The organism is Acetobacter sp. UBA5411 (assembly GCF_002409645.1).
In the GTDB taxonomy this organism is placed as follows: domain Bacteria; phylum Pseudomonadota; class Alphaproteobacteria; order Acetobacterales; family Acetobacteraceae; genus Acetobacter.
In genome coordinates this window covers 18,664-33,923 of the sequence record NZ_DHNR01000040.1, presented here as the reverse complement: position 1 = coordinate 33,923, position 15,260 = coordinate 18,664, and the positions used below count along the sequence as shown (strand labels likewise).

Annotated in this window: 10 protein-coding genes and 1 pseudogene; 6 read left to right on the top strand and 5 right to left on the bottom strand. The window is 59.4% G+C overall.

Features of this window, described 5'->3' with window-relative positions; all coding sequences use genetic code 11:
* Positions 1 to 25: 25 nt before the first annotated feature.
* Positions 26 to 2,011 (top strand): transglycosylase SLT domain-containing protein, encoded by a 1,986-nt coding sequence (locus B3759_RS13850; protein ID WP_291366704.1) that lies wholly within the window; start codon positions 26 to 28, stop codon positions 2,009 to 2,011.
* 207 nt (positions 2,012 to 2,218) lie between these two features.
* On the opposite strand, the gene B3759_RS13845 is transcribed toward B3759_RS13850, so the two are convergent.
* The gene (locus B3759_RS13845) at positions 2,219 to 2,842 is read right to left on the bottom strand and encodes an SGNH/GDSL hydrolase family protein (RefSeq protein WP_291366703.1); all 624 of its coding nucleotides are present in this window, start codon (positions 2,840 to 2,842) and stop codon (positions 2,219 to 2,221) included.
* A 57-nt stretch (positions 2,843 to 2,899) separates the two neighbouring features.
* On the bottom strand, positions 2,900 to 4,108 hold the full coding sequence (locus tag B3759_RS13840) for an OpgC family protein (protein WP_291366702.1): 1,209 nt from the start codon (positions 4,106 to 4,108) through the stop codon (positions 2,900 to 2,902).
* 324 nt (positions 4,109 to 4,432) lie between these two features.
* Between B3759_RS13840 and B3759_RS13835 the strand changes: the two genes are divergently transcribed.
* From B3759_RS13835 to B3759_RS13825, 3 genes are all read left to right on the top strand, one after another.
* Positions 4,433 to 5,548 carry an Mrp/NBP35 family ATP-binding protein gene (locus B3759_RS13835; RefSeq protein ID WP_291366700.1) on the top strand — a complete coding sequence of 372 codons (1,116 nt, stop codon included), beginning with the start codon at positions 4,433 to 4,435 and terminating at the stop codon, positions 5,546 to 5,548.
* A gap of 141 nt (positions 5,549 to 5,689) precedes the next feature.
* Positions 5,690 to 7,606: a Hint domain-containing protein gene (locus B3759_RS13830; RefSeq protein ID WP_291366698.1), complete on the top strand. Its 1,917-nt coding sequence runs from the start codon at positions 5,690 to 5,692 to the stop codon at positions 7,604 to 7,606.
* 10 nt (positions 7,607 to 7,616) lie between these two features.
* Positions 7,617 to 9,587 carry a glycosyltransferase gene (locus B3759_RS13825; protein ID WP_291366697.1) on the top strand — a complete coding sequence of 657 codons (1,971 nt, stop codon included), beginning with the start codon at positions 7,617 to 7,619 and terminating at the stop codon, positions 9,585 to 9,587.
* Between the two features lie 163 nt (positions 9,588 to 9,750).
* Here the strand turns inward: B3759_RS13825 and B3759_RS13820 are convergent, their stop codons facing one another.
* Together B3759_RS13820 and B3759_RS13815 are read right to left on the bottom strand one after the other, a co-directional pair.
* Positions 9,751 to 10,188: a hypothetical protein gene (locus B3759_RS13820; protein ID WP_291366695.1), complete on the bottom strand. Its 438-nt coding sequence runs from the start codon at positions 10,186 to 10,188 to the stop codon at positions 9,751 to 9,753.
* 104 nt (positions 10,189 to 10,292) lie between these two features.
* Entirely contained in the window at positions 10,293 to 11,183 is an 891-nt protein-coding gene (locus tag B3759_RS13815; RefSeq protein WP_291366693.1) for a 4-(cytidine 5'-diphospho)-2-C-methyl-D-erythritol kinase, read from the bottom strand.
* Between the two features lie 237 nt (positions 11,184 to 11,420).
* Between B3759_RS13815 and B3759_RS13810 the strand changes: the two are divergent.
* Positions 11,421 to 13,284 (top strand): annotated as a pseudogene (locus B3759_RS13810) (N-acyl-D-amino-acid deacylase family protein).
* A 241-nt stretch (positions 13,285 to 13,525) separates the two neighbouring features.
* Positions 13,526 to 13,993 (top strand): hypothetical protein, encoded by a 468-nt coding sequence (locus B3759_RS13805; RefSeq protein WP_291366691.1) that lies wholly within the window; start codon positions 13,526 to 13,528, stop codon positions 13,991 to 13,993.
* Positions 13,994 to 14,044: 51 nt separating this feature from the next.
* Here the strand turns inward: B3759_RS13805 and B3759_RS13800 are convergent, their stop codons facing one another.
* A complete protein-coding gene (locus B3759_RS13800; RefSeq protein ID WP_408736496.1) occupies positions 14,045 to 15,031 on the bottom strand; it encodes an alpha/beta hydrolase in 987 nt (328 codons plus the stop codon).
* Between the last annotated feature and the right edge of the window lie 229 nt (positions 15,032 to 15,260).

The following is a 15,260-nucleotide window of genomic DNA, read 5'->3' as shown; positions in this document are numbered from 1 at the left end:
TGGGAACTTATAGACCCCCGCCACCATGCGAGCCATAGGTCATATTTCCCACTCGATCGCCGCCAGGTTTCTGCTTGCCGGCGCTGCCTTGCTGACGGGAGCATCCTTCGCCAGTGCGCGGCCGCTGCCGGTTTCCCCTGATGAGGGAGGGTCCCGTTCATCGGAGCGCTCCTCGCAGGATGGACATGGCAGTGACGAAGTGGCCATGGCCGTGTCACGCCTGCCATATGGCGGGCCTGATGACGCCGGTGTCTCGTTGCCCCGTCCGTTGTCTTCCGACATGGCGACCCTCGTGCGGGCCATTTTCCGGCTTCAGCGCCAGAGCGCCTTCAGCGAGGCGCTGGCTAGCACGACGCGTCTGACCGACACCACCCTGCTGGCCGACATTCTGGCCGAAAGATTTCTCAACCCGTCCTATCATCCCAGCCCCGCCGAAATGAGGCGCTGGCTGCGTGATCACGCGGACATGGCGGATGCTCCGGCGGTCTACACCCGTCTGGCGTCGCTTTCCGAACGGGGCGCGCCGCTTCCACCTGCGCCGTCTCTCGCCATGCTTGGCGGGGCGCGCGCTGGAAGCGTCAACGGATCGATGGACCGGGCGTTCACACGCAATGCGCTGTTGGACCGCACGGTCATGGAACGTACCGCGTTGGGTGCAAAAGGGGCGGATAGCGCCCTGCATCTGATCGCGATCACGCCGGGTATGACGCCTCCCTACGCCGCCCAGCTGGGTGGCGAGGTGGCGCAGGTCCTGCTGAGTCAGGGAGCTTTTGCGGCTGCGGAAAAGACCGCTCGTGAGGCTTTCCGTCGTGGAAACGAAAAGGTTGGTTTCCCCGCCTATATGGCCGGGCTGGCGGCCTGGTCGCAGGGACACAAGGCGGAAGCCGTGGCCCTGTTCGAGAAAGCCTCCCGTGCGCCGCTCGTGACGCCCGAACTGATCTCGGCGGCGGCGTTCTGGGCGGCTCGTGGACATCAGGAGCTTGGAGAGATGACGTCTTTCCGTCCCTGGCTCCAGCGGGCTCAGGCGGCTCCGACCAGCTTTTACGGTCTGCTGGCGCGCCGCATGATGGAGCGCGTGCCGCACCATGTAATGCGTGACAACGCTGTGCAGGATGCCGCTCTCGAAGTGTCAGCGGACACTGCGCCTTCCGAACCGCTCCTGACAGAAATTGATGTGGAAGCAGTGGGTGCAACGCCAGTCGGTCGCCGCGTGTTTGCCCTGTTGCAGGTGGGCGAGCAGGAGCGGGCGGAGCAGGCGCTGCGTCGCTACTGGCCGCAGATCGTGCGTGACACGGCTCTGGCGCAGTCCTTCCAGCTTGTGGCCGCTGCGGCCGGACTGAACGATCTGGCGCTGGAAATGGCGGATTCCATTCAGGCGATGGAACAGTCTTCCGGCAAGCATGGCGAGCATCTGCCTCTGCCTGCACTGCATCCCCGCCACGGTTTCACCGTTGATCCGGCGCTGGTCTATGCCCTGACCCGTCTGGAATCCAACTTTGATCCGGGAGCCGTTTCCGGTGCGGGTGCGCATGGCCTCATGCAGATCCAGCCCGGCACGGCAGGGTTTGTGACAGGGCAGGCCGACCGGTTCGCCTCATCGCCTCAGGTGCTGCACGATCCTGGCCTGAACCTTGAAATCGGTCAGCGCTATGTGAAGTATCTGGCGCATCTGAGCTGGGCAGGGCAGGCGGCTCCGGAGGGGGGTGATCTCATCCGTCTGCTGGCGAGCTACAATGCGGGGCCGGGTTCGATTTCCCATTGGGAGACGAGCGCGGGCGTGTCTGAAGATCCGCTGCTCTACATGGAGCGTCTGCCAAACGCACAGACGCGTGCCTATGTGACACAGGCCTTCTCCTACCTCTGGACCTATGCCGATCGTCTCGATCTGCCGACGCCCTCTCTGGAAGCGCTGGCGGACGGTGAGTGGCCGGGTTTTGGGCCGGAACTCAAGCTTGCAGCTCCGGCGCGTCTGCATCTGGCCTCGGCGAATATCTCTCCGACCATTCACTGATCTGTCGCTGACAGATCTGGTCTGAAAGACGCCGACAGCTTTTTATAAACGAGCGATGAAGCAGGGCTCTGCCCTGCACCCGGAAGGGGTCGCAGCCCCTTCACCCCTGTTGTTTTAATAAAATGGGTTCAAAGGGACCGTGTCCCTTTGTGGGGTCAGGGGCAAAGCCCCGATAAACGTAAGACGACTTACGTCAGACGCGGGAACCTAAATTCCCGTCATTTCGACAATCCAGCGCGCCACGGTCTCACCCAGCAGCTTGTAACCGAAATCACCCAGATGCAGGCCATCGGGAGAAAGCTGCTCGCGAGTCATGTCATACTCGGCGCACCATGACTTCATCAGCGCGTAGCGGTTGAAGAACGGGATATTCATCTCGATGGCGAGCGCGGGCACAGCGTCCCGGAATGCCGGGAAGTTCGGCAGCTCTTCCAGCATCTTGCACCATTGCGGTCCGATCATGCCCAGATCGCACCCGTCCTCACGGCGCAGACGCTCGAGATCATCGCGGGTCTGATCAATGAAGCTGGAGACAGGCTTCTCTTTCCAGACATCGTTGGTGCCGCCCTGCCAGACGACCAGATCGGCGCGATCATCAATCACCTGCTGAAGCCGGTCATGCATTTCCTCGGCTCCATTGCCGCCGATCCCGCGATTGATGACGGTCACACCGTTCGGCATGAAAGGCTGCAATGTCCGCTCCACGACCGGACACAGGCCATTCTCGGGCGAACTGGCGCCGACGCCTTCGACGGTGGAGGAGCCGAACAGGCAGATCTTCACGGAGGAACCGGCCTGCAATAGCCGGGTCAGACGGGGAAAGTGGCTCATTCTATCGGTTCCTGTGTCTGTGGGCGGCGTCATCCCGCCAGAGGCGGACGAGACGGCTCAGGAGGCGGCAGGCTGCTTTGGCTGTGAGGGCTTCATCAGCTCCCGCGCCCGGTTACGTTTACGCTCGTAGACAACTGTCACGCAGTAGAGAATCCACAGGCCTGCAATGTTGATCACGACCTGAAACAGCCAGCCTTCCCCGAATGTGGTGAAGATCAGACGCCCGATCAGGTCGAGAACAGTGCCGACCGTAAAGACTTCCAGCGAATGACGTCCGCACAGCGCCAGCGCCTGCCCCAGCCGTGTTTCCGAGAACTGCCGGGCCAGTTGCGAAGACTGCACCAGGTAGAAAATCGACAGGACATCCAGCAGCCGCAGGGGAGCCAGCGTGCTCTTGTCGGGAGATGGCAGGGCGAGGGGGCGGATGGTCGGCAGTCCCCACTGCGTCCACGGAAAGGCCTCCAGCAGCGAGAACATCAGATAGCCCGCGCAAAGGATCTTCAGCCAGGAAAAGGAGGGCAGATTTCCGTTGTGACGACCGGCCTCGATAGCCCCGCAAGCGCCAAGCACAAACAGGAACTGCCATGCCAGCGGGTCAAAATACCAGCCATCCGGGTCAAGCCAGTTGGGGAAATTGACACTGGGGTCGATGTTGATCAGCAGCCATAGGGCGAAGCTCAGTCCCAGCGCGAGGAAGCGGTTGAACCGGATCACGCAGAACATCAGGGGAAAGGCCCCCAGCAGCACCATGTAAAGCGGCAGGATGTTCAGGTTGGACGGCAGGGCGTCCAGCAGAAATACACGCCAGAAATTGGAAAGACCGTGAGCCAGTTCGGGTTCAAGAAAGTCGACGGGAACGGGCGTGAAATTGCGCCATGTGCGGATGATAACGACAAAGGAGATCATCATCATCGTCTGGGCGATGTAGAGCTTTCCACAGCGGACGGCGATCTTGCGAAGCGTCACGGGCACGCCGTATTTCGGGAAGCCCCGCCCGTACGCCAGCCAGGAGGCATATCCGGCCAGCAGCACGAAAATCTCCGCAGCATCGGCAAAGCCAAGGTTCCGGATGGTCAGCCGGTTGAGGAGGTTCTGTGGCATGTGGTCCACAAACATCATCAGCAGGGCGATCCCGCGCAGGGCGTCTACGCGATGATCCCGGACCCGTTTGGTGGCAGGTGGCGTGTTCAGGGTGACCGAGGCCTTGTCGGCCCGACCTTCAGAAGAATGGCCGGAAAGCGGAAAAGAGGAGGTCGTGGCGGTCATGGCCTGTCCTGCATGGCTGCGGCAATGGAGTGGTCGCCGGAAACTTGCGCCTTATAGCAATCAATCACGGAAGGGTGAGAGCCACGACCGGGCTGTCTGGCGCATTTTTCGAAGACACTGGTATCCATGCAACATTCTTTCAGGGGACGACCGTCGTTATGACGTCGGCCGGGCAATCAGCCACATGCCGCAACATGACAAGGAATGCTTTACGAGGCGTTCGGGAGAAAGATGGGCCGGTGAAAGATTGGTGCGCATTCCATCTGGCCGTTCCTGTTCATAAACGCCATATACACCCTCACAGCAGAGAAAAGAGGCGATGTCATGACCGAGCAGCACGTTCCCTCGCGTGAGGAAATCGAGACAGTCATCAGGGGCGTCGTCGAACCGACCAGTGGTCGGTCGCTGCTGGACATCGGACAGATTGAAGCCTGTCAGATCGCGGCCGGACGTATTCGTCTGACACTGGCCGTGGCACCGGCTCTGGCGGCGCATCTCGAGAAAAGCGCCTCGACCGCCGAACAGGCGCTGGACAGGGCCTTTCCGGAATGGCGCGCCAGCGTGCTGCTGACGGCGCATCGCCAGACAGCACCGCGACCAGAGCCGAAAGCCGGAGGTGGTCACCGACCTCTGGGTGGCGTCGGGAACAAGGACGCGTCCGAACCGCTTTTGCCGCAGGTCCGCACCGTGATCGCCGTCTCGTCCGGCAAGGGTGGCGTCGGCAAATCGACCACCGCCGTCAATCTGGCGGCCGGACTGGCGCTGGAAGGATTGTCGGTCGGACTGATGGACGCCGATGTCCACGGTCCCTCGCTCCCCCGTATGCTCGGCATCAGCGGCAGACCTGAAGTCCGGGACGGCAAGCTGATCCCCGTTGAGGCATGGGGACTGCGTGCCATGTCCATCGGTATGCTGGTGGATGAGACGCAGGCGATGGTCTGGCGTGGCCCGATGGTGATGGGCGCAATCGGCCAGCTTCTCGGCGATGTCGCGTGGGGCGAGCTGGATGTTCTGGTGATCGACATGCCGCCCGGAACGGGAGATGCGCAGCTCACTCTGGCGCAGAAGGCCGTCCTGAGCGGCGCGATCATCGTTTCGACACCACAGGACATTGCCCTGCTGGATGCGCGGCGCGGCGTGGCGATGTTCGAGAAGACCCGCGTGCCGGTTCTCGGACTTGTGGAGAACATGTCCTATTTCTGCTGCCCGAACTGCAATCATCGCACGGAACTGTTCGGTCACGGCGGCGCACGGGACGAGGCGCGACGGCTCGATGTGCCGTTCCTCGGCGAGATTCCGCTGCTGGCCGACATCCGCCTCAGCGCCGACGAGGGCGCACCGATTGTGGTGAGAGCACCGGAGAGCGAGGCCGCGAAGGCCTATCGCTCGCTCGCGGCTGGCGTGGCGGGCGTTGTGCGGAAACTGCCGCACAGGCAGTAATCACGGCCACAAACAGGTATATGTTTTGTTTGTTTTTTGAGGCGGCGCCTTTGTGTTAATATGTAACTAAATATTGGCGTCCCTGTTATTTTGTTAACGTTTCGGCTGTGGGCGCATCAGACAGGTTTGAGGAATACCCTGATGGCGAACGTAACAAATGGCAGTTCCGTTTCTGGCACAACCACAAGTTCCGGTGATGTAACGAGCGGGCCGGTCGTCTATTCGGGCGACGGCACAGGAACCGCTGTCGAGACAGTGGTCAGCAGCGGTGGAGTATTGACGTCGGCTCTTCTCAAGCCGGGTGATGTTGTGACCGTGGAGGCTGGCGGAGCCTCCTATTTTACATCGGCTGTGGACGTGACGGGGTGGGGTGGAGCTTCCCCCACACTTTTTCAGAGTTCGCAGGAGAATGTTTACGGCCTGAGCACAGACGGCATATTTTCCGGTTACATCAGTGCGGCTGGTGACGGCAATTACTTTACGTGCTCTGTGGAGCAGGATGTTTACGCCGGAGGCGAGGCCTACGGAGCAAGCTTTACAACGCAGTATCTTCCTGGAGCACCCACCAAGCAGGTGGTGGCACCCGCCGAGCAGGTAATTGACTCTGGTGGTCTCGCCCGAAACACTCTGGTGGGCTACATGGCGGAGCAGAATATTTCCAGTGGAGGCGTTGCTATTGGCGCAACGGTCAGCGGTGGCTTGCAGCTCGTTGAGCCGGGTGGTGTGGCGCGTGACACGACGCTGGATGGTCTGTCTTTCCAGCAGCTCTCTGGTACGGGAGCAGTTGCCTACAATACGACTGTCAATCGTGATGCGCTGGTGGAGGTTTATAACGGAGCCGCTGTTGTTGATGTGAAAGTCAACGACGGTGCTTCGATCAACGTTTCCTCTGGCGGAGCGGTGAGTGACGCTGATATTGGCTCTGGCGGCGTTCTGCGCGCAGGTAGCGGTGCGACGCTGACGGACATCACGCTTGAGAACGGCGGAAAGCTGGACGTATCGAAAGACACGCTGTTCACGGACCGTCTCGTGTTCAACGGCGGCACGATCGACATCACCGACCTGACAGGCACCGGCACGCCGGACTACACATTCAGCGGCGACAACCGCCTGACCATCACGCAAGGCGGAGTCAGCGAGACGATCCTGTTCGACGGCGTCTATGACCCCACGAAACTGCTGGTTACGACCGACACCGACGGCAGCACGCTGATCGATTACGGCACGCCCGCGCCCTGCTACTGCCCCGGCACGCTGATCGCCACGGCACAGGGCGAAACCCCGGTCGAGGCGCTGGTAATCGGTGATCTGGTCCGCACGGCGTCCGGCGCGCTGCGTCCCATCCGCTGGATTGGCCGCCGCGCCTATGACGGCGTGTTCGCCCGCGGCAATCCGGACCTGATCCCTGTGACCTTCGAGGCAGGGTCTCTGGGGTCCAGCCTGCCGAAGCGGGCGCTGACGGTCTCGCCACTGCACGCCATGTTCGTGGAGGGCTACCTGATCCCGGCCCACTGTCTGGTGAACGGCGGCTCCGTCCATTTCGACAGCATCGGCGAGCGTGTGGAATACATCCACATCGAGCTTGAAAGCCACGATCTACTGCTGGCCGAGGGGGCTCCGTCCGAGAGCTTCGTCGATGACGGCTCACGCGGCATGTTCCACAACGCAGGCACGTTTGCGGAACTGTATCCGGACGCCGAGACGGTCGAGGCGGTCTATTGCGCCCCGCGTCTGGAAGACGGCACGGTTCTGGAGCATATCCGCGACCGCCTGTCGGCCCACACGGGGAACTCTGTGCGGATGGGCCTGCTGGCGTCCGACAGGGAGCGTCAGTTGACCGGCTGGGCTGTCGATCTGCTGACACCGTCCGAGCCTGTGGCGCTGGAAGTGCTGCTGGACGGACGTGTGATTGGCATGACGCTGGCCGATGGTTCGAGCGACGTGGTGAGCAACGGCGCTGCGGTCTATGGTTTCACGTTCGGTCTGCCGCGTGGCGTCACGACCGCCAGCGGCACATTCTCGCTGCGGGCCGTGGCGTCCGTAAAAGCAGCGGCCTGAGCCACGTCCCATGACCGGTCCGCTCTATCGCGCCTTCCTCGACCGTGCGGACCGATATGTGAGCGAGGGATGGGCGAGGAATGAGACGGACCCTTTCACGCCCGTCCCGCTCACCGTTTTCCGTGACGGCGTGCAGGTCGCGGAACTGGCCGCCGAAAGTTGGCGCGAAGACCTTGTGGAGCCCGGCCATAGCGACGGTTACTGCGCTTTTCGCCATGTCTGGCTGCCGCCGCTACCGGAAAACGATTTTTCACGTATCGAAGTGAGGCTGCCCAACGGGGAGCAGATCAACGGCTCCCCTGTTTTCGTGCCTGCACCGACAGACGAGCAGACCGTGCTTGGGGTGCGGGGCGCGATCGACATTTTCGATCACGAGCGTATCGCCGGATGGATACGCGATGAAGACCGGCCAGAGCGTGCGGTTGGAGTGGCTATTCTGCTCGACGGTCAGGAAGTCGCCTTTCTGAAAGCCAACAGTTTCCGCCGCGATCTTCGTGATCTGGGTCTGGGGAGCGGGCGATACGGTTTCGAGTTTCTGTTTGCGTCTCCGCCGGACCCGCTCACGGCGCATACTGTCGAAATCCGCCCTGATACAGGCGCACCTTTTCCGGAAGGTGCAAAAGTCCTGCCAGCGGCGGAGGGGTTTTTCGATCAGGCCATGATGAATCTTGCCAGTCGCGAGATTGGCGGGTTGCGCGATGTGGAGAAGATTCGCACGGCTGCCGACTTTCTGGCGTCCTGTCTGGAGACTCTCAGGAAGAAGGATGCGGAAGGCACGCTGGGGCTGGCGTCCCGACGTGAAATCCGTCGCCTGCGCCGTCAGGAGGGTAATCGTGCCGTCACGGTGCAGCGTCAGGTGCTGGTGATTGACGACCAGATCCCTGATGTGCGGCGCGATGCGGCGTCGGTGGCGCTGCTGTCGCACATGAAAGCCCTGCAGGTGGCGGGTCTGAAAGTGTTTTTCACGCCGAGTCTTATTCCCGGCTGCCGTGAGGACGTTCTCGCTTCGCTGGCAGAACAGGGGATTACAGTCCTCAGACCGCCCCTATGGGAGTCAGTCGAAGCCATTCTCAGGCAGGCGGGCGAGGCGTTTGATCTGATTTATCTGCATCGGCTCGGCAATGCGTCGGCGTATCTGGAGCTGGCGCGGCGTCTCTGCCCGATGGCGCGGATCATCTGGTCCGTGGCGGACATCGACAGTCTCCGTTTGCGGCGACAGGCGCAGGTCGAACAGCGGCCCGAGTTGACCATTCTTGCCGCCCAGAGTGAAGCGAGGGAACGCATGGTCACCTGGCGCTCGAATGTGGTGATCACCCATTCAGATGAGGAGACGACGCGGATCAGGGAAGGCGTGCCGTCCTGTGCTGCCGTCACCGTGCGCTGGGCGGTCCCTGTCGGAAGGACCGTGTATCGACCGGCGAAACGGGACAGGATCGTTTTTCTCGGCCACTTTGGCCATGCCCCCAACCGCGACGCCGTGCGCTGGCTGGCGACGGAGATTGTGCCCGCCCTGCGACGCCTGAATCCGGCGCTTGAGATCACCGTTTTCGGCTCGGGCATGACGGCGGAGACCCTGTCTTTCGCCTGTGATGGTCTGACATTTGCGGGCTATGCGCCCGAGATCGGCACTGTTTTTGCGCAGGCGCGCCTAATGGTGGCACCGCTCCGTTTTGGTGCGGGCATCAAGGGCAAGATTCTGGAAAGCTGGTCGCATGGCGTGCCGGTTCTGATGACACCGATGGCAGCGGAAAGTCTGCCGCTTCTGGCTGGTCAGCGTTCCTGTGTGGCCCCTGCGGAAACGGCAGCGTTTGTTGCCGGTCTTGCGGCATTATGGGCTGATGAAGAGGCGCTGAAACAGCAGTCTGCTCTGGGACGGAAACTGCTCAGAACATCTTTTTCGGAAAAGTCGGTGGAAGCCGAAATGGCGCTGGCCTTGTCTGCCGCTTTTGCCGAAAAAGGGATGAAGAGCGAGAGCCTGTAATCAGAAGTTTTTGATGAAGCTTTTGCAAAAAGCTTCAAATCAGTCGTCTGTCAAAAGGCGCTTTTGGATGCGGTGCTTTGCAGGGTTTTGGTCGACCTTCACAAAGGGACAGAGTCCCTTTGATCCCGGGCTATGTTTCAGAACAAAAGAAGGGGGTGACCCGTCAGTTGGCCGGTCCGGATGCTTTCAGGGTCGCGGCATTGAGTTGCTGATGTAAGGACAGGCCCTGCGCAACCTTGGCCGCATCGGTGGGGGTCATGGCAAGGCCGATAGGGCCGTAGGCAGGGTGCTGGAAGGCGAGAATGGAGCCCTGTGATTCCGGATCAAGCTGGAGCGCCCAGTTGGTGCGACGGACAGGTGTGAAGGAAACCCCTTCGATGGGGGGAATATCCTTGCCGATCATGGCCTGATGCACAGCGCCAAGCCCTGTGATCAGATCGGAAACCTGCGCCACATTCAGGTCCAGCACGATCTTCTTGCGTCCTGACGTGATGGTCAGGGTCGCCTGGCTAAAATCCTCGGACGCCGAGATATGAACATGAGGATCCTTGACACGTTCCGCAGGAGCCGATGTTTCCGTCGGAGTCGTTTTCTTGCTCATTATTCCGTCAGGCTTTCCTGCTGATCGAGGTAACCTGAAACCGATATCTCAGGTGGTCTCTCCCCGCACTATAAAGCCATTCCCTTTTTCTGAGAAATGCTCTTTCAGGCGAAGGGTGCAGCGGGGGAGGGCAGAACAGGGCCAGCCCAGATCCACCAGTCATTCTGCTGCTCCTGCCGGAGTTGGGCCGCAGCAGCTTCCGCACTTTCGGCTGTCTCGAACAGACCGAAGCAGGTAGCGCCCGAACCGCTCATCCGGTTGAGCAGGCAACCCGGCAGGCCCCCGATGGCGTCCAGAACAACGCTGATGGATGGACAGAGCGCGCAGGCTGGCGGTTCGAGATCATTGCTGAGGCGTTGAAGGTCGTCCGTCATGGCGGCGACGGTCGGCCACGCGCCAGGCAGAATCGCGTCTTCAGAAAAGGCGGCGTTGCGCGCCTTGAAAATGGCGGGGGTGGAAACGGCCTCACCACAGTTTACAAGCAGTATTCCGCAGGGCGGGAGAGCGGGCGCGGGATCAAGTTGCTCGCCGATGCCGCGCATCAGGGTAGGCTTCTGGAGCAGACAGACAGGTACATCCGCGCCCAGCTTTTCTGCAATCGCCAGAAGACACGGCTCCGGTGTGCCGAGAGCCAGAAGCCTGTCCACAAGACGAAGGGTAGCTGCGGCATCGGCTGATCCACCGCCGATACCGGACGCAACAGGCAGATTTTTCTCAAGGATGAGGCGACCGGTGAGTGGGGTGGCCGCTCCTTCGGTCAACAGGCGGGCTGCCCGTATAACCAGATTGTCGTCAGAGGCTTCCGATGCGAGCTTTTGGCCAAAGGGCCCCGTCAATTGCAGAGACAGCGGGGTGTCGGAGGCTTCATAGGTGAGTCGGTCCGCAGCACCTGCAAACACCACAAGACTATCGAGGAGGTGGTAGCCATCCGGCCGCTTGCCCGTAACATGCAGATAGAGATTGATCTTTGCATGGGCTGTTTCTGTGAGACTCACGGGTTCATCCGGCTGTTGTGGATCGGCGTGCACACGTTTAGCGCAGCTTGGCAGATGGCGCGAGATATGAACATGCTGATATTGGCATGGTGCTGTCTCCGTTCGCTCAGGTCAGAATCAGCGAAACCATTGCTCATATTTAGCGTTCTATTTCAGTAGAATGGCATCGCTGCGTGCAGGTTCGACGTGTGAGAGTCCGACAATTGCAGTCACGGCAGCGATTTCCTGGAGGCCGGATTGTCTGAGACCGTGTATAGAAACGCCACCCTGTTTGATGGCCTTGGGGGTGCGCCTGTCCAGTCCGATGTCCTCATACGGGATGGTATAATCGCCGCTATCGGAAAAACCCTTCCCGTGTCGGAAAAGGCTGTGGAAATCAATTGCCACGGTCTCTGGCTGCTGCCGGGTATGCTGGATATTCACACTCATCTGGATCTGGAAGTGGAACTGACGCCGGGCCTGCCGGAGGTCGTTCGGCATGGGACGACCACGGTTGTGATCGGCAACTGCTCGATCGGCGTGAGTTATGGCAACCAGCGACGCAATGGTGAGGATCCTATCGTGGATTGCTTCGCCCGGGTGGAAAACATCCCCCGTGTCGTGCTGGAAAAGGTGGCGGAACACTGTACGTGGGACAGTTCCAGCGCGTATCTGGATCATCTTAAGGCCATGCCTCTGGGCGTGAATATCGCGCCGCTTCTGCCGCATTCCATGGTGCGGATTGAGGTGATGGGGCTGAATGGCTCGGTTTCCCGCAAGCCAACCGCTACAGAATTGCGGCAGATGGAAAAGCTGGTGGAAACGGCCATGCAGGAGGGCTATGTCGGTCTGTCCACCGATGCGCTGCCCTTCCATTTTCTTGCCAACGCTCCCCACAAGAAAAACAGAATCCCCACTCAGTATGCTGAATTTTCCGAACTGAAGCGTCTGCTGTCTGTGGTCCGGCGTTTTGGGAGAGTCTGGCAGGCCACGCCGCCTAAGGATGATATTGTTGACGCAGTCAGGACATTCCTGCTGACCAGTCGGCGTCTTTACGGGCGTGAGCTGAAAGCGTCCGTGCTGGCGGCTCTTGATCTGCGCACCAATCAGTCCGCTTACAGGCTTTGCCTGATGCTGGCCCGTATCCTCAATTCAAAAAATTGTTGGCGGGCATTTTCATTTTCAGGCTCTGTCAGGGCCGTTCCGGATATGGAGTGACGGCGCCATCAATCCGGTCGCGGACGAACTGCATGAACTCAGGGCGCTGAATGAACTGGAACTGGATGATCGGGAAGGACGGTTGCGGATTCTGAATGATCCGCAGTGGGAAAAGGCTTTTTGCCGGATGTGGATGAAGGGCAGAAAAGGCCTTTCCTTTGCCCGGCTACAGCGATGGCTGCGTCTTGATCCTATTGTTCTGAGCCGTTCTCTGGCCGACATGAATGTTGTGGAATGTCCTCTGCCGCACTGGTGTGGCAAGACATTGAAAGAACCCTATCGCCGTCTGAAACTATGGCGGGCCTCCGGTGGGCGCTATGGAGCAGAGAACGCTGCTGAAGAAGCACTGTTTCGGAAAGTCCCCGGCTCTGCAAAAAACGATGCCCAGTTTCTGTTGTTCCTGCTGCGTGAATGGGATACGGCGCTGCGCTGGGAAACGGCCATTGCCAATAATGACCCTGATATCCTTCGATATCTCCTGTTCCATCCCATGACCTTACCGGGTTTCAATGACAGCGGAGCGCATCTGGCCAATATCGCCTTTTACGATGGCAATCTGCGTACCTTGAAAATTTCGCAGGAAGAGGGATTAACCCGTGTCGCCGAAAGCATCATGCGTCTGACGTCCGTTCCGGCTGAGTTTTTCGGACTGGATGTGGGAGTTATCCGTGTTGGGGCCAAGGCTGATCTCTGTGTCGTTGATCCGGAGGCTCTCCGGGTATGGGACCCGGAACAGACCTGTGAATTGCAGGAACGGTCGGAACTTGGCTGTCGGGCTATGGTCAATCGTCCGGTTGGCGTGGTGCGAGAGGTGATGGTGTCAGGACGACGGGCGTGGATGGAAGGCAAGTATGCCGACGACCTTGGCACGACATCTTACGGCACAGTCCTTCGGGCGCGTTGACAAGAACGGTGCGTCATCGGGAGTGTTCCTGACAACGGAGCCTGTAATCGGGCTTTTTAAGCGTTTTCCCGTGTTTGGCATGGCTGTTTCCATAGTGGATACTGACAGGATGTTTCTTGGTCTGTAAGCTGCGCGCAGTTTATGCCATGCTATGCGGGAAGATGTGTTCTGCGGTGACATGATAAGAGGATTGAAAGGGCATTCGATGAAGTGGCTTGGCGTTTTGGCGGGAGCTCTTGTGATGAGCATCGCTGTTCCGGCGCATGCCGAGGATTACGTCCGGCTGGTCAAAAAAGCGAAAGTTCTGACCTTCAAGGATGCGAAACCAGTTCCGGTCTCAAGTTCCGAAAGGCTGCGGAGTGTGGCCAATCTGGAATTACAGGACGGTAAGTACATCGATGACTGCAATCATCCTGTAACACCTCGCAGTATTCCTCTGGATCTCGGAAAACCATTGCCGGATGTGCGGGCTGTTTTTGTTCAGGACAGCGCCTGCTATGGGGTTGGTGAGAGCAGTCTGACGATCCTTGATGGTAATGATCGGGTGATCTGGCAGGATAATGCGACAAGTGTTGCTGTTCTGGCTTCTGCTAATGGCAAGGTGAGTGATCTTGCTTTTCAGGAAACAGCTCCGACTTTTTCGGTCTGGCGCTGGAACGCAAGCGGCCATGTTTACGAGATGCTTGAGAATGTCGAGTTGCCGGACTGACGGTCTGTTCAGTCCGCCGGAACGCGGCAGGCATCTGAAACTTTCCTGATATCAGGAAAGGAAACCTCTCTGCCGCATCCATTCATGTGCCAGTCCCGGCCAGACAGTGGTGTCCGTGCCGGGACGCCCCATACCAAAGCCATGTCCTCCATGCCTGAAGAGGTATCTGACCACGTCAACATTGTTGTCCTGACATGCTTTTTCAAGAATGGCCGTGTTCTCGGCGTTGGCGATGCGGTCGTCCGCCGCCTGCACGAGAAAAAACGGTGGATCGCCGGGTCTGACATATGTCTGCATTGACCAGTCGATACTCTCCTGTTCGGTGGGATGATCGCCGATCAGCATCCGTCGTGTGTTCGTCCGCTGGTAGGGTGGTTCCAGAGTGACAACAGGATAGGCCAGCAGGCTGAAAGCGAGTGTGGTGGGCACACTGTCGTAGAGGTCCATCGGCCGATAGGTTTGCCATTCCGGCCGGATCGCACAGGTGCCCATCAGGTGACCGCCGGCGGAAAAACCGAGCGTGCCAATCCTTGATGGATCAATTCCGAATGTCTTTGCATGGCCTCTTACAAGGCGGATTGCACGCTGGGCGTCCTGAAAAGGAGCCATCCGGCCATCTTTCCAGTGTTCTCGGGGAAGTCTGTAGAGAAGGACAAAAGCGGTAATGCCGAGAGAGGTCAGCCAGCGGGCAGGCAGAACACCTTCTTTTCCGATCTGGATATAACGGTAACCTCCGCCACCAGCCACGATAACGGCTGTTCCATTAGGACAGTTCGGACGATGAACACTCAGTGTGGGTGTCGCGATGTTGGTCAGCGCTCCGTGGGATGAGAGTCTGGGCTCTCCCAGTGGGCCACCGCCATCTGGAGGGGCTCCGTTCCACAGGGGAATATGCAGATCACCGTCAGGCAGGGCTTCTTCTGGATATGCTGTTTTGCCTGTGTGGAAATCATAGGAAGGTGGAGCGCATCGGCTTAACAACGGAGCCGTCAACGTGGCTGCCGCATTCAGCGTGAAAAGCCTGCGTTTCAACAACATATATTCAGACCCTTAGCATTTCTGAAGATAGTTGTTCATGGAGTTTTTCTGGCAGTCAAATAAGTTGATTGTGTGGCGCCTATGTAAAGAACATGAAAATCCAGATTGCTGCCGTCAAATGATTTTATTTGTCATTTCAGTGTTCTGGTTTTTTTGAGAACCAATATCCGGGGGCTTTCAATGGAGTGCTGGATTACGGAATAATATGGCGTGGCGTGGCGTGGCGTGG